Genomic DNA, 19386 nt, shown 5'->3' on the forward strand with positions numbered 1-19386 from the left:
AACTTTTTCGGAGCTATCCATATATCCTCATGAGCTATTACGCCAAAATCTAGCGCGGAAAGCCGCGCAGCGGGTTGACGTCGCAGCCAGCGATTTTTGCTGGCGATAAGATTCGTTTGTTATGCCGTGATACTGAATCTACTAAAGCTGAGATAAAATACTCAGGATTATCAACACCAATGTAAATTGAATTAACCGACCCCAACGGTTCTGAAAGTTCAATTCTGATATTTGGATTACCTGAGTAATTGTAACGCTTTACAAATTTCGATCGATGAACAAACTTGTTATTACTTTCAATTTTAACTATGTTCTCTAACGGTATTACCAAAGGCTGATAAAGCCCATAACGAACCAATAACTTATTACAAACTAAAGAAATCGGCCTTCTCGAAAGTGCCCGATACTCTGCAATAAAAAATATCAAACTAAAAATCGTGAGTAAGGTAACAATATTTGCGGCGAGTGGTGACCAGATAAAGTGCAACACCAGGTGCATAATTGGTATTTCAAACGCAATGAGGAAGATGAAACCTAGCAAGTTACTTTTTGCTCCATCTTTCTGATGATAGGTAAAGTGTTGTTCACCTCTGAAATGTTCTGGTTTGATGCGGTGTGAAAAAAAAGCAAATGTCCACATCCTCGTTTCGAAAGTCAATAAAGACGCAACAGGACTTTGACCTAAGTATTTTTTTATTGGATTTTCTATCGAAAGATCGGGATCTTGACTCTTACCGATGGCTGATTTAATCGCAAGATACACTGTTAAAATTGCAACAAGTTCAAACAATAGAATAACAGCCAAGACAAAATAGCGACCATTTTCAAGATGATGCCAGATCAGTTTACTTTGCTCAGGAATAATGTAACTACCGATCAGAACCGCTAAGCAGCTCAAAACAACTGCTTTTATCAATCCTTCCTTTTTATCTTTAGTACAGAAGAAGCAAATTATCGGTAGTACTACTAATGCATCAAAAAGAAACAGCCATTCAAAATTCGCGCTGCCATAATCATTTAGCTTGCTGTTAGATTGGTAATAGAAACCCCACCATATCGAAATAAAGACAAGAAATAAAAACGGAAGTTTTGATCTTATCGAATCATTCATTGATATCTCCGAACGGCATAACGCCCGCCACAAACGCGAGCAACGTGTTGCGAGTCGAGCCGCGAAGCGGCATTTTGATGGCGATTGTTATGTTTTTTCACTACGCCGGAACCACGTTATAACAGTAAATAAAGCTGCTAATAATCCAAGAGTTGAACTGAAACCCATGGAAGATTTGTAAACAGCTTTCCTTGGTTCAATCTCCGCCAACTGTCCTTTAAGCCCTTTCATTTTTAGCTCATCAACTTCCGCAGCATTCTCATATTCTGAAATTATTGATTCGTAAACCTCTATTGCTACGGACATTTTTTCCAGATTATCGTAGGCAATATTCGACTCGTAATAAGCTACAAAAGCAATAACGCCGACAAGCAAAATACCCAATGCTTTTTTGATATTAATTTTACTCAACACTCTCAAGCTTCCACATGACAAAAAACATAACGCAAAGCACACGGGCTGAAAACGCGTTAGCGTTTGACGTCCCAGCAGCCGCAGGCTGCGCTCGATGCGCCTTGTTAGCTATACTTTACTTGAAGAACTCATTAACCCAAGCAATATGGCTTTTGTTGATATTTTTTAAAGGAGCCAAAGCGTTAAAGTCTAGCTCCCAACGTTTAAATAACACGAATAACTGGTTTATCGTACTTTGCGAAACTGGCTCATTCAGCTCAATGATTAAATCCAAGCCACGTCCCGTCACCGATTGATAATTTGGTAGAGAGTAAATCCACTCAAAAAACTTGTCTTCGTCTTCCTGGCACCAAAACCTTGGTCCTTTAACTGTAATCTGCACAAATCTTCCTTGTATGGCTAACGCCAAGCTAAGCTGCCGCAGACCGTGGCATATACTTTGCGAAGCAAAAATGCCACGCGTTGGTGGTCAGCTTGAGCGCCTTGTTAGCTGTATAATTGTGACATCACGGTCATTATAGGTATAGCTACAGCAGCAACTGCTGACATGATTAAAAACATGTATAACAGAGTGGATATATAAATCGAAATCAAACATGACATTAAACTCACTGCTTTAGTGCCAACATTACTCTGTAAAATGTAAGCGACTCCAGGTGTGGGAATTTCATTTACGGCGTAATTAAATTTTAAACGCACTAAAACTAGGGTGAACGATATAGGAAAAAACATTGTCAATAATGATAGAAAGTATGTAACCCAAACTAGATCCCTAAAACTGCCAAATGCAATTGATGTCGCAATAATTACGGCGACTAAGACTAAAAAGCCTTTAGGTTGAGAAATAGTCAAGTCCTTCGTCTTCGCATATACCCAGAATAATGGTTTATCAAATTTCCGCATATTCTTCCTTGAACAGCTAACGCCCCAATCAGAGGCAATAAAATAGCTGGCTAAACTTAGCGACGAAGGAGCAAAAGCCAGCTGTTTTTTGTCCTGCTGAATTAGCTTGTTAAGCAGCTTTTTGATGAATTAAATAGTAATAATTAAACAAGCACTTAATTAACTGATGCATACGATGCATTTCCCTATAAGAAATCAATATATTCCTCATAAAATCAAGGAAGTAGATTTTTTCTGCTTTCTCTTGTTTTATACCTTCCTTTTTAGGGAAATATGTAATTAATTGAGTGACTTCATTGTACTCGACCTTTACATGTGCGATTGAGTTTCGTAACTGATTATTTACCGAGCCGTCAGCAATATTGTACCAACAATCATCTAAATGACTGGCTTTAAATCCATATGGTAAATCAGCATATGCATGAAGTGATTTCGGGGTTGTCTTACCTACATCTTTAAACTTATTAAAGTCACCACGATGAATTAGATTATTGAGCCCAGCAACTAGAACCAATTGACGTGACATTACTTCAGAAATATCTTTGTAAAGATCTTTATAAGTTTGAAAGTCGTGTGCTGACACTCTAAATGCCACAAACTCTTTTTCATAGTTATCATCAAAATCTAGAAATAGTGCGGGACGAAACGCAAGTTCACCTGCAAGTATCTGAGGGTAAATATCAAGGCAATCTTTCTGCATATTATGTAAAAAACCAGTCTCAAAAATCTCGCTCATGTATGCATTAAAGCCATCTTTGCTTTTACTTAAAGCATCGTGAATAGCCCTCATATGCAATTTTACAGAGTCTGCATTTTCGTCTGGCATTGAGAAAGGGAAAAATACCTTTGCAATAACACAATAAAGTGCAAGATTTAAATCTTGCGGCTTCTCTGAACGCAACTTTTCACCAAATTTTGATTCACATAACTGACCAAATAATTTTGGGTTTTTAGCATAAAGACGGAGAATACGTTTAAAGTCATCTAACTTAGGGTACAGCAAGTTTAGCGCATTTAATCTTGTGTTATGAATTTGAAAATTCTCATGACCTATTCTTGAATGAGCCATCAAAAATGGGGTATGGCCCATTTTATATTCGCCAAATTTAACAGGGAAATCCAAATGTAGATCAATGAATGGATTTTCATTGGTAAAAGGGCCTTCAAAGTGGATAGATTTAGCACCTTTATATTTAAATCCTTTACCCAAATTTAGCTCAATAGTTATACCTTCTCCACAGGTAGGGCATGCAAAACTAATTGGTTGGACATCCCTATTAGACATCCCGATACGGCAATCAATATGTTGTTCGCAAGTATCACATTCTAATCTTTGATTAAAATTCATAGGTAGATTCAAACTCCTTTGCCGCTTAACGCTGCCAACACGGGCCGAAATGGAGCAGCGAAGCTGCGGAATGTAGGTCCAGCCAGCTCTGCTGGCGTTCGTGCTTGGCTTTGTTAAGCATTTGTATAATAAAAAACTGCAACAACTAACATTGACCCGAGGCAGCCGTAATTTACCAGTTTACGAACCAATTCGCTGCCGCCCCACACCTTATATGGATGGAGATACCAGCCTACTGTAGGTGCAATTAATAATAGAGCTAAGTAACTGAATAAGACCACTGCCCCAAGATCAGATTTCCAAAACTCATTTTTAGTAGCGCCGGAGACAACTGCCAAAGCGAGTACCAAAACCCAAGAGGGAAGGAAAATTCTGACGAATAGCGTAGGCTCCCACTTAAGACCGCAGTCGTGACATACATTTGGGCTCATAGGGTACAGCCAACGCTGATCAATGATGTTTTCAGACTTACATTTTGGGCACTTGTTCTTCATATTCGTGGATGCTTAACGCCTGAAGCACTGGTTTAAAAAGTGAAACGACGAAGGAGTGCAGCTTTTTAAATCCTGTGCCTTCACTTGTTAAGCGCTTGCCTGATTTATAAGCTGATCTCTAACTTCCATGAGCGCAAACCCTAAAAGATTGAGACCTTTCCATGTATTAGGATTCTCAGACGCTGAATTGTCTTGAGCCAAACCAATGCCCCATATTTTATCTACTGGGCTAGCTTCGACTAATACTCGATTTCCGGTATTTAGCAAAAACTCCTTTAGCTCTGGATTTTGAGAGAACTTTGCCAGATTTGCATTGACCACAATCTCAAATCGTTTCTCGTCCCATAATTCTTGCTCGAAACCAAGTACCTCACGGCCAACGGCCTTAGCTTCTCCCGGATTGCTAGCAGAAAGAACTTTCTCACACGCTTTGTTATCACCAAACAACTTAGCCTTGTGATACATCATGTAGTGCTCGGCCGTGATAAATTCTTTACCGTCTTCTTCGAATTTTGAGTCATACCACTGGCTAAAGCAGCTCTTTGTGACTTGGCCACCTTTTTCTTGATGCCCCCAAAAAAAGACATACTTCACCTTATTTCCGTGGTTTACAAAATCGATAAGCTCTTCTCTTGTTCTAATCTTCAATTTTCTTCCAATACTTGATGTATGCGTGCGCTTAACGCCGCGCTTTGCGGCTGGTTTGGAGCGCAGCGGAAAACCAGTCCGAAACAGCGCCTTGTTATGTGCTAAATTGCACCGTAGTCTTGAGTTTTAAGCCTATGAGTCTCTGCCCAAAACAACAAAAGAATAAGCATGGACAAAGCCGCTAGTATATAGGCTACGCCAGTTGAACCGATGTTATAGATAGCATTGCCTAACAAGGACACAATTTGACCACGCCAACCACCACCTGTACCAAACCATTTACTATCCCAGCCTGGATGTAGAAACATAGCGAGCATAAGCATGAAAGACGATACTAACCAGATGCCAGAATTAACTAACCTAGCGTAAACCATTGCCTTACCTTTGATGCCTGCCATGATGCCAAAAAGAACAAAGCAAATGAAAAATATGAACGCTAGTAACTTAGCTTGAGCTACAAATTTCGACTCGCCAATAGCAGTAAGCAGAATAAAGCCGAGACTTGATAATATGACTAATACAATAGTTACAAAGCGTATAATTCTACTAAAATGGCTAGACCGCGAGGATTTAACAGTTGCAAAAACATGCCTAGCTTTGTTCTCATTTAACCCTGAAGAAATTAAAAGCCCAACTATTTCATCTTCACTTTTTCCCTGTTTAATCTGATCGTTCACGATTTCAACAAGTTTCATTAATGGATCTTGATTCGTCAATTAACTCTCCTTTACACATAACGCTCGCCACAAGCGAGGCTTAGTCATGAAGGCGAGCCGCAATGACTAAGCCTTCGACTTGCTGGTGCTTGTTAGCATTACAACTGCAGTGTTTTACTTTACGGGTTTAAGTAAAGAAATTACACCATCTTTTCTATTGCTTGATTTGTCTCGAGCTCCATTAAAGTAATTATTAGATTTGTTCAATTTAAATCTGTTTACATACAAGTATCCGTCAGTATAAATTATCAAGTCATTATTTTCGTCAATTTCCCATGTGTTTTTTACGCGACTCCATGAAGGGTAAGCACTGCCATCTGATGAAAAAGTAATTATCCCTAATTCCTTACCTACAGTTTTGTCTATCCAAAGAAATTTTGTATTTATTACATACTCTTTGACGGAGAATGTTTTTTCATTCTCTAAAAAATAAACCTTTGAAATTTTACTAGTATCAAATCTGTGTTTTTTTCCATCTTTCGTTTGCACTATCATTTCGCTGGAAAATACAAGCGAAGAAATAAGTAACAAAATAAGGCTAAGTATCGTTTTCATTTAAACTCCTAATGTTGTCTATTCTAGTGATGCTAACGCCTTGCTAAAGGGCGCGGCGCCAGCCGCGTCCCGTGGAGGCCACTTGTGGCCGGAACGAAATTAAGCAACTTGTTATGTGTTGTAAAGTTGACGATTCCCATATTTATATTTTAAAGGTAATAGTTTCACTCGGTATAAATAGAAGCACTATGCCTAATATTAAAATAATTGAGCAAACGGGACGTACCCACTTTCCTTCAAATTTTCCTTCCTTGCGCCATTTCAATGGTTCTGGGGTTAGGTCGATATGAAACCCACGGTCGCGTGGACTAGAACCAGGGCGAACTTCAATAGACCAGGAGATAAAACCTTTATAAAACCCGTAGCCTCCGAAAGCTATAAGGATCATTCCAACAACTTGTAATATGGTAATTTCCATTTTTCACTCAGACACATAACATTTTAATAATGAGAATGCTCATTTAGCACCTCTGACCAGTGCAAAGCGAGCATGTTAATTGTTTTAATAATTATTAAGTTACGTCATTTTGTCCAGATAAATTTACGATGAAAATGAGCATTCTCGTTATCTCCTTGGATCCCGCCTATTATTTTTATACGCCAAATATTAACCTATTGATATTAAAGTAAAAGAATATTTTCACGGGTCGGATAACCGGAGAACTGTCAGGATCAACTCTGACTTGAAATCGTCAAAATCTCGATAATACTGTTCATATATACAGCATTTGGAGGTTGGCATGAGTCAGAGTCCCTTTCTTCGCGCCATCAGAGATGATATGCGTCTACGCGGATATAGCATACGCACTGAACATGCTTATCTGCATTGGATCAAACGCTACATTCTCTTTAACCATAAGCGCCATCCGGAAACCCTTGGCAAAGAAGAGATCGCCGCATTTTTAACTTATCTTGCGGTTGAACGCCATGTTGCTATTAATACGCAAAAAGTGGCGCTGAATGCTTTGGCGTTTTTATACCAAAAGTTTTTGCATATTGAGCTGGGTGACCTCGGTTTCTCTCTGGCGACTAAACAAAGGCGTTTACCTGTGGTGCTGTCAGCAGTGCAAGTCGCGCAAATTATTACAGAACTTGATGGTGCAGCATCTCAGATTGTTCAAATGCTTTACGGCAGCGGCTTACGTGTTTCCGAGTGTCTGCGCCTGCGGATCCAGGATGTGGATCTGGACAGACTATGTGTTACTGTGCGCGATGGCAAAGGCAATAAAGATCGGCAAACGTTGCTCGCGGCATCCTGCGTCCCATGGCTGCAATTGCGGATATCCAGCAGTATTGCCATTCAGCAAAAAGATAATGCGCTTGGGGTTGGTCCGTCTTTGCCCCATGCACTTGGGCGTAAATATCCTTCTGCTTTTCGCAGTCCTGCCTGGATGTTTATATTTCCGAGCACGACCCTGTGTGTACATCCCGAAACAGGTGAACTGTGTCGCCATCATCTACATGAAAGCTTGGTGCGAAAGGCGCTCTCCATCGCCGGACAAAAAATTGGACTCTATAAAAAAATCAGCTGCCATACCTTTCGCCACAGCTTTGCCACTCATCTTTTGCAGGCCGGATACGATATCCGTACTGTGCAGGAGCTGCTTGGTCATAATGACCTGAAGACTACTCAGATTTATACCCATGTGCTGGGACAACATTACGCCGGAACAGTCAGCCCCCTCGATCGGCTGTGACTATGCCATCCCGATTCACGACTCACTATTCATGACTCTTCATTCCCAATTCACCATTCCCAATTCACCATTCACCATTCCCGATTCACCATTGTGGCTACCGGAAAACGCCATGGCTACCGCACAGGTTCAGGCCACCAGATTGCCGGAGTATCCTTACTTTTTTAGCTCATCAAACGGATGGGCTGCCGCTTATACCCTGATTTTACGTCCATTTTAAGGCATGACTTGAAGGTCTAAGGTAATGGAGTACAGATACTATTTCAAGGTGAAAGATGGAGCTGAACTCATAAGTGAACACGAGCTGTTGACAGCGGGACACAGTGTAAACCGGTTGCAGCCCATGGCGGGCTGACACTATGAGTGTCGTCAGCGGCACACATGCCGGATCCGGAGGTGATGTTGGCGGGCTTGACGCTTCAGCTCAGCCTGGTGGTGATGGTAAAAAAAAAGCGCCCGCAGGCGCTTTTGGGGTTTGTCAGCAAATGTTAACTGCTGCCGGTTATCAGTTGCTTAAATCGATGCGATACACAGCGTAACCGAGTTCGTCTTTTCCGACCTTGGTCATGGCACGCTGTTTGTTTTGCTCGATAAAGGCATCGGCCTTGGGGCTGTCCTGGGTTTCAAAGCGCACATCCAGTGTCACCGCGCTGTTGATGGTCACAAAGTCCCAGTTGTAGTCGGCGGTGGGGTTTACCATGCCGTCGTACTTGCCGGTGGTTTCATTGTATTTGGACTCGGCGGTAATGTAGGCCGCCAGTGCCTCGCGGTTGGTGTCGGGCAGTTCCAGCACCACATGGTCGCTGCCGGTGCCGGCAAATTTGCCGCCAAAGGCGCGGTAGTTGTTGGAGGCGACAATGAACTCCTTGGCCATCAGCTCTTCGCCGCTAAAGATTTTGCCTTCTCCGTCCTCAAAGGCCAAATCGACGATGCGGTTGGCGTTTTCATTTACAACTTTGCAGTCACGGTCGAATTTACTCGGCTGGGTGACGTCAATCTTGTAGGTCATGCCATCCAACACGTCGAAGTTGTAGGTTGGGTGTCCGGCCCAGTTGATAAGTGACTGTGGCTCGGTTTTGTTGGGGTCAATCTGGTTGAACTGATTGGCTGAGCATTCCAGCCAGTCCTTCAGCTGTGCGCCGGTCGCTTTAACTGCCACCATGGTGTTGGGGTAGACATAGAGATCCGCAGCGTTTTTGAAGGTCAGGGCACCTTTGTCCACCTGTACATATTGATCCGCGTCTGAGGTGGTGCCGTGGCGACCACCAGCCTTGAACGGTGCCGACGCTGAGATTACCGGCAGGTGCGCCAATGAAGGTGGCAGTTTGGCCTTCACGTTGGCAATTTGGGCGTCTGATACGATTTGTACTGTCGGGTCGTCCTGCACCAGGGTGAGGAAGCTGTACATGTCTGCCGCGGCCACACCGATGGGCTCGTCCACAAAGGCGAGGGTGCCCTGATGTTCGAGCTCAACCGCATCGTGAATGTCTTTATCAGCTTCAACAAGAGGGGTTTTGTTGGCGCCGTCAAAGATGGGACGAGCTTCGGTTTTTACGTCGAGCACTGTCCATTCACCATTTTTGCGCGTCAGTTTGAAGTCAACCACACCCAGGTTATCGCCCCAACGGCCGGGCATTACGGCGGCCACGCCGTTCAGCAGTCCCTTTTCAATATCAGTATTGGGCAGGTCACTGTAGCGGGCATGGGGGAAGATAGAGTGACTGTGGCCGAACATAATGGCGTCTATGCCTTCAATCCGGGTGAGGGCGTAGGTGGCATTTTCCGCCATGGGATCGCCTGGGTTTTCCACCGAGCCAATGCCGGAATGGGGAATGGCGATAATGATATCGGCGCCTTTGGCTTTCATTTCCGGCACGTATTTTTGCGCGGTTTCCACTATGTCAGCAGGCTCTACCTTACCGGTGAGGTTTTGTTTGTCCCATAGCATGATTTGTGGTGGTACAAAGCCGATATAGCCGATTTTCAGGGTGTGTTTATCGCCGTGTTGGTCAATCACTTCTTTTTCTTCAATCAGATAAGGAGTGAACAGGTTCTCGCCCTTGCTGATGCCTTTCCAGCAGCCGTTATCGTCGGCACAGTATACGTTGGCATTGATGTAGGGGAACTCGGCACCGGCCAGAGATTTTTCAAGAAAGTCCAGGCCGTAATTGAATTCATGGTTGCCGATGTTACCGACGCTGTAGCCCAGCAGGTTCATGGCCTTGTAGGCAGGATGCACAGCGCCATCGGCAATGCCAATTTTGGCCATGTAGTCGCCCATGGGGCTGCCTTGCAAAAGGTCGCCGTTATCTACCAAAACGTGGTTGGGAGCTTCATGGGCGGCAGACTTGATGAGGCTGGCTGTGCGAGCCAGTCCGATAGTTGGGTCTTCTTTGCCGCTGTAATAGTTAAAGTCCATGATGTTGGTATGCAAATCACTGGTTTCCATCACCCGCAAGTCCACCAGTACTTCTTTTTCTACTTTGTCGTTGTCTGAGCCACAGGCGCTGACGCCCAGTGCCGCAGCGATGGTTACCGCCAACAAATGTTTTTGATTCATATTGATCTCTCTTGATTATTTACCCCGGGCGCACCTCTTTGGGCACGCTCCATCATCCATCCAAGCGCAGTGCTGCGTTGGGCGCGGCTAGAGTATCAGCTCTAATGGCTGCAAGAATGTGATCGGAGAGTTCAAATCGAGTATCAATTTGTAATCCGGTTGAGTACTGGCGGGATTCTGAACCAGGGTGAGTGGCGGGCAGTGCAATTTTTCGGCAATAAAAAAAGCGCCCCTCGGGGCGCTTGATGGTGATGCCGGAAAAACCTTTACAGCAGGCCGCGGCTCTTCAGCAGCGGCTCAATGCTGGCTTCTTTGCCACGGAACTCGCGGTACAGTTTCATCGGGTCTTCACTGCCGCCCTGCGACAGCACAGTGTCGCGAAACGCTTTGGCAGTGTCCTGATTGAAAATGCCTTTCTCGCGGAAGGCCTCAAACGCGTCGGCGCCCAGAATATCAGCCCAGATGTAGCCATAGTATCCGGCTGAATAACCGCCGGAGAAAATGTGGCTGAAGTAAGTTGAGCGGTAGCGTGGGGCGATTTCTTCAATCAGGCCCATTTTCTTGAGGCTTGCAGCTTCGAAGGCGGCGGCATCCTGTACTTCGCTGCTCTCAAGCGTGTGCCAATCGAGATCCAGCTTGGTGGCGGCCAGATACTCAACAGTGGCAAAGCCCTGATTGAATTTGCTGGCGGCCTGGATTTTCTTCACCAGTTCATCGGGGATCACTTCACCGGTTTTATAGTGCTTGGCAAATTGTGACAGCACTTCCGGCTGCGTCATCCAGTTTTCAGTCACCTGAGAGGGAAACTCCACGTAGTCCCGTGGTACTGAGGTGCCGGACTGCGCCTCGTACTGCACATTGGACAGCATGCCATGCAGGGCGTGGCCAAATTCGTGGAACAGGGTGCTGGCTTCATCGAAGGTCAGCAGCGAAGGCTCAGACGCGGTTGGGCGTGGGTAGTTGAGCACGTTGACGATAATGGGCACTACGCGGTCGTCACCCAGGCCGCTTTGAGAGCGGTAGGCGTTCATCCAGGCGCCGCCTCGTTTGGAATCGCGGACGTAGTAGTCGCCCATAAAGATGGCCAGCAGTTTGCCGTCTTTATCGAACACTTCCCAGGTACGCACGTCTTCATGGTACTTGGGCAGGTCGCTGCGCTCTTTAAAGGTCAAACCAAACAGGCGGTTGGCAGTGTAGAATACGCCTTCAATGGTGGCATCCAGCGAGAAATAGGGGCGGGTATCCTGCTCGTTAAAGCTGTATTTGGCCACGCGAATTTTATCGGCGTAGTAATCCCAGTCCCAGGGGGCAAGTTTGAAGTCGCCGCCTTCGGCGTCAATCAGCTTTTGCATCTCTGCCACTTCAGACTTGGCCTGATTAATGGCAGCTGGCCATACCTTGTCCAGCAGCGCATACACGTTGGCCGGGTCTTTGGCGGTATTTTCTTCCAACACATAGTGGGCATGGGTTTTGTAGCCCAAAAGCTTGGCTCGTTCGGCGCGCAGGGCGGCGATTTGGGCCAGCGCCTTTTTGTTATCCTGGGCGTCGTTGTGATTGCCACGCTCAACATAGGCGGTGTACAGCTGCTGACGCAGTTCACGGTTGTCGGCGTAGGTCAAAAATGGGGTGATGGAGGGGCGTGAGGTGGTGAATACCCATTTGCCTTCTTTGCCACGGCTTTTGGCGGTAGCGGCGGCCACATCAATTACACTCTGTGGCAAACCGGCCAAATCATCTTTGTTGTCCACGACCAGCTCGAAACTGTTGGTTTCGGCCAATACGTTGTCACCGAATTCCAGACTGAGTTTGCCAATTTTTTCGTTCAGCTCACGCAGCTTGGCTTTACCTGCGTCATCGAGGTTGGCACCGCCACGGCTGAAGGCCTTGTAGGTGTTTTCGAGCAATCGGCTCTGGGCGGTGTTGAGTTCCAGAGTGTCGCGCTGTTCATACACGGCCTTTACCCGTGCAAACAGCTTGTCGTTAAGGAAAATATCATCACGGGCCGATGACAGCATGGGCGACACTTCTTTGGAAATTGCCTGCAGGCCGGGCGTAGTGTCGGCGGATGTCAGGTTGTAAAACACCGCCGAAACGCGGCTGATGAGCTCTCCGCCTTTCTCCATGGCTTCGATGGTGTTGGCAAAAGAGGGCGCCTCAGGATTGTCGATAATGGCCTGAATTTCAGCCTTCTGGCGCTTAATCGCTTCTTCATAGGCTGGCAGGTAGTGGGCTTCTTCAATTTTGTCGAAGGCCGGAATGTCCTGATAAGTGTTATAGGGCTCAAAGAAGGGGTTTATTGCTGCAACTGCTGCTGGCTCGGCAACCTTGGCGGCGGATGTTTTAACCTCTGCTGCCGTTGATTCGGTTTGGGTGGTGTTGTCATTGCCACAGGCAGTCAGGCCGAGTGTCAATGCCACGGCAGCAACGAGGGGTTTCAGGGCTTGTCCCTTCATGGTGGTCTTCCTTTAGCTGAATGTATTTTTTTGTTTGGCGGCTTTTATGATTGTCTTGGAGTTGTTTCGCCTCAGCGTTAACCCGCCGCCAGCCCCCTTGTTTAACATGCCAGCCCCGGTAGACCAAGTGGTGGGGCAAAATTCTTGTAACAAAGGATGAGTGAATGCTTAATTCCTGCCCTGTGTCTATGGCAAACTTGGGTTTTAGTCCCTTTTAGCGGTTAACCATGAAAAACAATAATAAAGGTCATAAATTCTTCGTCTGTGGTGTGTTGATTCCATTGCTGGCATGGTCAGCTCAGTCTAAGGAGTTGCCCATGCCTTCTGAAATGGCACAAGGTGTGGCGGCACATGCGCTGGCACATTATCAGCAAGCACAAATTGATACCTTACGTGATTTGGTGAGCTACGACACCCGCGCCCGAGAGGGGCTGACGCCGGACACAGATCCTGTGTTTGCCGATTTTAAACGTGCGCTCGGGGTAAAGGCCCGGATGCTGGGACTTGAGGTGGAAGACAATGGCTATGTGATGCTGATAAGTCTTTCCCCTGAGGGTGGCGGAGCAAACGTGAAAAAGGTAGGGGTGATTACCCATGGCGATGTGCAGCCTGCCGACCCGGGCCTCTGGCCGCAAAGCCCTTATGAAATGACAGAAACGGCTGACGGCAAACTGGTGGGGCGCGGTACTGAAGATGACAAGGGACCGATTGCCACCGCGCTTTATGCCATGAAGGCCATCAAAGACAGCGGCATAGTGCTCAAGCGGCGTATTGAGTTGCTGGTGTATATGGCGGAGGAGTCGGACTGGGATCCCCTGAAGGCATTCCTGAAAACTTATACTCCCGCGGATATTAATATCACCCTGGATGCCGAATACCCGGTGGTAACCGCAGAGAAGGGCTGGAGCCAAATCAAGCTCAGTCTGCCGCGGGTAATGGTGAAAGTGGGCGCTGATACGCCGGTACTGAAGCATTTTTATGGTGGCAGTTTTGCCAGCCAGATCCCACAGCAGGCCAGCGCATTGATCCAACAACCCACACCTGAGTTGCTCGCGGCGCTGAAAGCCAGAGCCGTTACGCTGCCCGTGAAGACAAGCTTTATTGATGATCCACAGGGGCTGGTCATTCAGGTAACAGGTAAGGCGGCGCATTCCTCCACGCCGGAAGATGGTATCAATGCAGTGGCGTATCTCGCTGAGCTACTTACCCCCACCGCAGATGGCAGCATCCCCGAGTGGCCCATGACCACGGCGGCCGTTACGGTGGACTTTTTACATTCGCTGGTAGGCACCGGGCTTTACGCTGAGCGTTTTGGCAAGCTTGGTTACCGTGATGATTTTATGGGCCCGATGACGCTGGCACCGACGCTGATATCCCAGACTAAGGATGGAACCGAGCTGACCCTTAATTTGCGCCGGCCTGTGGGCCGCACGCCGCAGGAGCTGGATAAACTTGCCAACGAGGCCATTGATGGCTGGCAGCAGGCGAGGGGGACTCAGGTTGCTGACGTAGATACTTACTGGGGCATGCCCATGGTGATTGATAATGCCCCCCATCTTGACACCCTGCTTGGCGTGTATGGCCATTACACCAATACCGCCGATCCAAAACCCATTGCTATTGGTGGCTCTACCAATGCCAAGTTATTCCCCAATGCCCTGAGCTTTGGTCCGGCCATGCCCGGGGTGGAATATACCGGACACAGTGAAAATGAGTTTATCACCAAGGCGCAGCTCAGGTTGAATCTGGAAATGTACACGGCGGCACTGGTGGAGCTGGCAATGCGGGATTAGTTTGCAAAAACCGGTGTAATACCGGCAGACCAGTAGCAAAAAGCGCCCCTAAGGGCGCTTTTTCGTTATGGCGGATTACTGCTTAGTACTGAATTCAATAACCCAGTGTCTCGCTGGCGGCCTGGCGCGGGTCGGAGGCGCCATATATGCCTTCTTCAGTCACCACTATCGACTGGGTCGAGCCCATGGCATGTTTGACGTTGACCTTGTGGCCCATAGCCTCCAGTAAACGGCGGGTATCCACATTCAGGGTGCGTTCGGTGCGGATTTCATCGGGATACCACTGATGATGAACTCGCGGTGCTATGCTGGCCTCGGCGATGTTCAGGTCGTAATCCACCAGGTTCATGATGATTTGCAGCACGGTATTGATGATGCGCGATCCGCCGGGGCTGCCGGTGACGATAAAAGGTTTGCCGTCTTTCATCACTATGGTCGGGCTCATGGACGACAGCGGCCGTTTTTGCGGTTCAACCGCGTTGGCATCACCACCCAGCAAACCGTAACCATTGGGGCTACCTGGTTTGGCGGCGAAATCGTCCATTTCATTATTCAGCAATATACCTGTGCCCTTTGCCACCATACCCGAGCCATAACTGAAGTTCAGGGTATAAGTATTGGATACCGCATTGCCCCATTTATCAACAACCGAATAGTGGGTGGTCTGGTCACTCTCGTATGGCGCCAGCTGACCCGGCTTGATGTCATCGGAAGGCGTGGCCTTATTGGCGGCTATGGACCTGGCAATGGCATCGCCATAGGCCTTGCTGGTCAGTGCCGAAACCGGCACTTTAACAAAGTCAGGGTCGCCCAGATATTCACTGCGATCGGCATAGGCTCGCTTCATGGTCTCTGCCATAAAGTGAATGCTTTGGGCACTGTTGTGGCCAAGTTCACCCATGGGGAAATGCTCCAGTACATTGAGCATTTGAATGATGTGAATGCCGCCGGAGCTTGGCGGCGGCATGGAGACCACCTCAAGTCCACGGTAGCTGCCCCGTACCGGCTCGCGCTCCATCACCTTGTACGCCTTAAGATCGTCCAGCGACATAATGCCACCGGCTTCCTGAATCGCTGACACCAGCTTTTGTGCCGTTTCGCCTTCATAGAAGCCTTTACTGCCGGCTTTACTTATCCGCTTCAGACTTGCAGCCAGGTCTTTTTGCACCAGCTGTTGGCCCACGGTGAGATTTTGCCCGTCGTTGGGGTAAAAAATTTCTGCGGACGTTGGCCATCTGGCAATCCAGTTTTGCAGCCCGGCCAGGGAGCTTGCCAGTTCAGCCGTGACTTCCACGCCGTTTTCAGCGAGGTCTATTGCCGGGGCAATTACCTCTGCGAGGGGCAGGGTGCCATATTTCTTAAGCGCCAGTTCCATACCCATCACTGTGCCGGGAACGCCCACTGCCAGCCCGTGGCTGCGGCTGAGCTCATCCACGGCATTGCCCTGTTCATCGAGGAACATATCCCGTTTGGCGGCATTCGGTGCCGTTTCACGGTAATCGATGGCAATGGTTTTGTTGTCCTTTGCCAGATGTACCAGCATAAAGCCGCCGCCCCCCAGATTACCGGCACGGGGCAAGGTAACCGCCAGCGCGAACCCCACTGCCACGGCAGCATCTACGGCATTGCCGCCTTTTTTCAGAATGTCCACGCCGATTCGGGTGGCCAGCGCCTCCTGACTTGAGACCATGCCATATTTGCCAAAAACCGGCTGGGCAGTGGCCATTTCACTGAAAATAGCACTGTCATCCAATACGGATTTAGTGGGCAGCTTGGCTTGTGCCGGAAGGCTTGCGGCGAAGGGCAGGGCGATGGCAAGGGCGAGTGCCAGCCCTTTCAGGGTAAAGGCTCCTGGCTGTGGTTTCATTGGTATTCCCCAGAAATTTTTTGTTTTGTATTTTTTACATTCGGTGACATGTCACTGTGCCTGCAAGAGGCGTGTTTTGCAATGGTGTGACTGTGTTTATGGGAGCGCTGCGGTTGGCTCGGAGGCTGCGTCAGCCGCCAAAGGCCAGCCACAGCCCGACAAATGCCATTAAACTGCCGGCTATCCGGTTGAGCAATGTGAGATTGTCTCCACGATTCAGCAGTGCTTTAAGGCTTTTACCACCACTGGCGTACAGCAGCAGGCAGGCAAATTCGGTGGTGAGAATAATGGACAGCAATGCCACCAACTGCGGTGCCACGGGATGCTCAACGTTAATAAAGGGAGGCAGCAGAGATACCATAAATGCCCAGCCTTTCGGGTTAGCCACGGCGGTTAAGAATCCCTGGCTAATCAGTGCCATTGGATGCGGGCTGGGGCCGGGTTCAGCGCTTAAGGCAAATTTGCCGCGGGAGCGCCACAGGTTAATGCCAAGGTAGACCAGATAAGCGCCGCCTAGGTATTTCAGTGTGGCGAAAATCTGCGGATAATTCAGCATAATGGCGGCTACACCCAGTACCGCTGCCAATGCCACTAAGCCAACACCCACCAGCTCACCGGCCATCATCCACAGACTTTTTCGTACACCAATACTCATGCCGAGGGTCATGGCGAGGGTCATACACATCCCGGGGGTAATGGAAACGAACAGAAATGTAGGGATAAACACAGCCAACAGGGTGAAATCAGGCATACTCGGCACTGGCGTAAAGAAAAGGGAGGACAGTTTAACCCTGTCCTCTTTTTTCACTCAATCCTTTACTGACGAAATACTTTTACCGAGGTCGCCATTCGCTGGGCTTGCTGTTTCAGCTTGGAGGTTTCTTCCACACTCAGGTTGGCCGACTGATTAATTCTGTCTGCAGTATCGGCAATGATGTGTGCCGCCTGATTGATGTGCTCAACCACACTTGCCTGCTGCTCTGTGGCTGCGGCGACCTGGTGATTGCCTTCGTTGATATGGTCAAATTTTTCCCGTACCGAATTCAGTGCCATGGTGGTGCTGCCTGCATCTTCGGACAGTTTATTGCTAAGATTGGCGCCCTGCGCGATGGCCTGGCAGGATTGAGCCACCACCTGTTGCAATCGGTCGATTTGTGCTCTGATTTCAGCCGTGGAGTCCTGGGTTCTGCTTGCCAGAGTCCGTACCTCATCGGCCACTACCGCGAATCCCCGGCCCAACTCACCGGCACGGGCAGCTTCAATTGCAGCATTGAGTGCCAGCAGATTGGTTTGCTCTGATATGCCACTGATAACATCGACCACCGAGTTGATGGCCTGCGCCTGACTGGCCAAATCATTCATGGTGCTGTGGGTGGTAGTCATTTGGTTTGCAAGATCAGACATACTGTTTGACAGGCTTTGCATCACAGTGCCGGTTTGACCAACTTCGGTCAGTGCGGTTTCGGTATCCGCTGCAATTTTGTGTGCTACTGAGGAGACTTCAGAAATAGTCTGTCCCATTTGGTTGATGGCAGTGGCAACCTGTTCAGTTTGTTCTCGTTGGGCGGCAGCATGTTTTCTTGCCTCATGAGCCGACGTTTCCATTTGGGTTACGCTGAGCCTGATAGCAGATTCGCCTTGCACTATTTCGTCCACCAGACTGGCTATTTTTACCATGATGGCGTTAAATCCACGCCCCAAAATACCTACTTCGGTATCGTATTTTTCACTGAGGCGTTTATCCAGATTGCCCCTGTCCCGAGACATGCTGATGAGTTCTTCACCTACACCGCTGATGGTTCGACTGACCCGACCGGCAAGCTGCATTGACATTGCAATGAAAATAATGGCGATGATAATACTGGCAGCGACAGACATCAGAATGACGCTGTTAACCTGTTCATCGGTTTCTGATTTGGGCAGTACCGTGACCAGACGCCAATCTGCTGTGCTGAGCCTTGATACCCCCAGATATACTTCTTCATGATTGAGGCTGGCCTCCAGCAGTTCATAGCCTTGTACTGCCATGATTTGAGACGCCAGCCCTGCAAACCCTTCAAGGTTTTTAAGTGGTGAATCCAGCAATCGCTTCTCTTTGTGGGCAGCGATGTTGCCCTTGTCATCAAGCATAAACAGGTAGCCACGTTCGCTGACCTGAGTGTTGTTTACCTGTTCTGAAATCCGGCTGACATCGACACCAAGCCCGGCCACGGCCATGGTTTTGCCAGTGGTGGGGTTGGCCACGGTGACATTAATGAACACAGTGAGCTTGCCGGTGACTTCGTCTGTGTCCAGCGCCAATTCGACAGGTTTACCTGAGTCAAGATAAGCATAGAACCAGGCATCGCGCTCATTGCTGCGGCTCAAAGATTTGAACAGGCCTTCTTTGGTGTAGTAGTTGCCACTGTCGACGGAAATCCAAAACACAGTGATGACTCTTGGATCTGTGGTGAAGGCATTGAGAAATGCCGTGAGCTCTGGCAATTCATCCGGGCTTTCGCCCCGGGCTTGCCATGCTTTGGCGTAATGATTGGCTGCAATTGCTTTGGCCATGGACATGGGCTCGGCCAGCGCGGTTTCTATTTCAGCACTGGCTTTACCCAGCAGATTTGGCAGGTGCTGATCCTCGGTTATTTGTCTGAACATGGCTGAAAACTGGCTGATGTAGATCAGGGTGGAGAGCAGCATGGATAAAAAAAGTGCCAGTGCCATTCCCGCAGAAACCACGGTTTTTATCTTGTATTGTTTCAGATTGAACACAACAGAATACTCCGGTGCTGACGTGAGCTATCCCTGATGCCTGAAGCTGGTTTCCTTGTTATTACAG

The 19386-nt window shown here is 47.9% G+C and carries 15 protein-coding genes; 2 read left to right on the forward strand and 13 right to left on the reverse strand.

Features of this window, described 5'->3' with window-relative positions; translation table 11 throughout:
* Positions 1-49: 49 nt before the first annotated feature.
* The 8 genes from ABYK60_RS01310 to ABYK60_RS01345 form a co-directional block, all read right to left on the reverse strand.
* Entirely contained in the window at positions 50-1111 is a 1062-nt protein-coding gene (locus ABYK60_RS01310) for a hypothetical protein (RefSeq protein WP_372870123.1), read from the reverse strand.
* An 87-nt stretch (positions 1112-1198) separates the two neighbouring features.
* Positions 1199-1525: a hypothetical protein gene (locus ABYK60_RS01315; RefSeq protein ID WP_372870124.1), complete on the reverse strand. Its 327-nt coding sequence runs from the start codon at positions 1523-1525 to the stop codon at positions 1199-1201.
* 115 nt (positions 1526-1640) lie between these two features.
* Entirely contained in the window at positions 1641-1907 is a 267-nt protein-coding gene (locus ABYK60_RS01320; protein ID WP_041416881.1) for a hypothetical protein, read from the reverse strand.
* Positions 1908-2537: 630 nt separating this feature from the next.
* On the reverse strand, positions 2538-3776 hold the full coding sequence (locus ABYK60_RS01325; protein ID WP_372870125.1) for a hypothetical protein: 1239 nt from the start codon (positions 3774-3776) through the stop codon (positions 2538-2540).
* 581 nt (positions 3777-4357) lie between these two features.
* Entirely contained in the window at positions 4358-4918 is a 561-nt protein-coding gene (locus ABYK60_RS01330) for an NADAR family protein (RefSeq protein WP_372870126.1), read from the reverse strand.
* 101 nt (positions 4919-5019) lie between these two features.
* Positions 5020-5634 carry a hypothetical protein gene (locus ABYK60_RS01335; protein WP_372870127.1) on the reverse strand — a complete coding sequence of 205 codons (615 nt, stop codon included), beginning with the start codon at positions 5632-5634 and terminating at the stop codon, positions 5020-5022.
* Positions 5635-5748: 114 nt separating this feature from the next.
* Positions 5749-6189, reverse strand: a complete 441-nt coding sequence (locus ABYK60_RS01340; RefSeq protein ID WP_372870128.1) for a hypothetical protein — start codon at positions 6187-6189, stop codon at positions 5749-5751.
* Between the two features lie 142 nt (positions 6190-6331).
* Positions 6332-6607, reverse strand: coding sequence for a hypothetical protein (locus ABYK60_RS01345; protein ID WP_372870129.1), 276 nt, complete (start codon positions 6605-6607; stop codon positions 6332-6334).
* Positions 6608-6929: 322 nt separating this feature from the next.
* Between ABYK60_RS01345 and ABYK60_RS01350 the strand changes: the two genes are divergently transcribed.
* Positions 6930-7886, forward strand: a complete 957-nt coding sequence (locus ABYK60_RS01350; RefSeq protein ID WP_372870130.1) for an integron integrase — start codon at positions 6930-6932, stop codon at positions 7884-7886.
* Positions 7887-8391: 505 nt separating this feature from the next.
* Here ABYK60_RS01350 and ABYK60_RS01355 read toward each other — a convergent pair.
* Together ABYK60_RS01355 and ABYK60_RS01360 are read right to left on the reverse strand one after the other, a co-directional pair.
* Complete coding sequence (locus ABYK60_RS01355) at positions 8392-10446, reverse strand: bifunctional 2',3'-cyclic-nucleotide 2'-phosphodiesterase/3'-nucleotidase (protein ID WP_372870131.1); 2055 nt, start codon at positions 10444-10446, stop codon at positions 8392-8394.
* Between the two features lie 266 nt (positions 10447-10712).
* Complete coding sequence (locus ABYK60_RS01360; RefSeq protein ID WP_372870132.1) at positions 10713-12899, reverse strand: M3 family metallopeptidase; 2187 nt, start codon at positions 12897-12899, stop codon at positions 10713-10715.
* A 317-nt stretch (positions 12900-13216) separates the two neighbouring features.
* Between ABYK60_RS01360 and ABYK60_RS01365 the strand changes: the two genes are divergently transcribed.
* Complete coding sequence (locus ABYK60_RS01365) at positions 13217-14692, forward strand: dipeptidase (protein WP_372870133.1); 1476 nt, start codon at positions 13217-13219, stop codon at positions 14690-14692.
* Between the two features lie 94 nt (positions 14693-14786).
* On the opposite strand, the gene ggt is transcribed toward ABYK60_RS01365, so the two are convergent.
* The 3 genes from ggt to ABYK60_RS01380 all read right to left on the reverse strand — a co-directional run bounded on the left by ggt (position 14787) and on the right by ABYK60_RS01380 (position 19319).
* The gene (gene ggt, locus ABYK60_RS01370) at positions 14787-16559 is read right to left on the reverse strand and encodes a gamma-glutamyltransferase (protein ID WP_372870134.1); all 1773 of its coding nucleotides are present in this window, start codon (positions 16557-16559) and stop codon (positions 14787-14789) included.
* A gap of 130 nt (positions 16560-16689) precedes the next feature.
* The gene (locus ABYK60_RS01375; protein WP_372870135.1) at positions 16690-17310 is read right to left on the reverse strand and encodes a LysE family translocator; all 621 of its coding nucleotides are present in this window, start codon (positions 17308-17310) and stop codon (positions 16690-16692) included.
* 65 nt (positions 17311-17375) lie between these two features.
* Positions 17376-19319: a methyl-accepting chemotaxis protein gene (locus tag ABYK60_RS01380; protein WP_372870136.1), complete on the reverse strand. Its 1944-nt coding sequence runs from the start codon at positions 19317-19319 to the stop codon at positions 17376-17378.
* Between the last annotated feature and the right edge of the window lie 67 nt (positions 19320-19386).

Source organism: Shewanella sp. (assembly GCF_041630135.1).
Lineage (GTDB): Bacteria > Pseudomonadota > Gammaproteobacteria > Enterobacterales > Shewanellaceae > Shewanella.

What these genes read in the sequence shown, in the direction of transcription:
- ABYK60_RS01310 (WP_372870123.1), bottom strand. Translation starts at nt 1,111, where the DNA reads ATGAATGATTCGATAAGATCAAAACTTCCGTTTTTATTTCTTGTCTTT.
- ABYK60_RS01325 (WP_372870125.1), bottom strand. Translation starts at nt 3,776, where the DNA reads ATGAATTTTAATCAAAGATTAGAATGTGATACTTGCGAACAACATATT.
- ABYK60_RS01340 (WP_372870128.1), bottom strand. Translation starts at nt 6,189, where the DNA reads ATGAAAACGATACTTAGCCTTATTTTGTTACTTATTTCTTCGCTTGTA.
- ABYK60_RS01345 (WP_372870129.1), bottom strand. Translation starts at nt 6,607, where the DNA reads ATGGAAATTACCATATTACAAGTTGTTGGAATGATCCTTATAGCTTTC.
- ABYK60_RS01350 (WP_372870130.1), top strand. Translation starts at nt 6,930, where the DNA reads ATGAGTCAGAGTCCCTTTCTTCGCGCCATCAGAGATGATATGCGTCTA.
- ABYK60_RS01355 (WP_372870131.1), bottom strand. Translation starts at nt 10,446, where the DNA reads ATGAATCAAAAACATTTGTTGGCGGTAACCATCGCTGCGGCACTGGGC.
- ABYK60_RS01360 (WP_372870132.1), bottom strand. Translation starts at nt 12,899, where the DNA reads ATGAAGGGACAAGCCCTGAAACCCCTCGTTGCTGCCGTGGCATTGACA.
- ABYK60_RS01365 (WP_372870133.1), top strand. Translation starts at nt 13,217, where the DNA reads ATGCCTTCTGAAATGGCACAAGGTGTGGCGGCACATGCGCTGGCACAT.
- ggt (WP_372870134.1), bottom strand. Translation starts at nt 16,559, where the DNA reads ATGAAACCACAGCCAGGAGCCTTTACCCTGAAAGGGCTGGCACTCGCC.
- ABYK60_RS01375 (WP_372870135.1), bottom strand. Translation starts at nt 17,310, where the DNA reads ATGCCTGATTTCACCCTGTTGGCTGTGTTTATCCCTACATTTCTGTTC.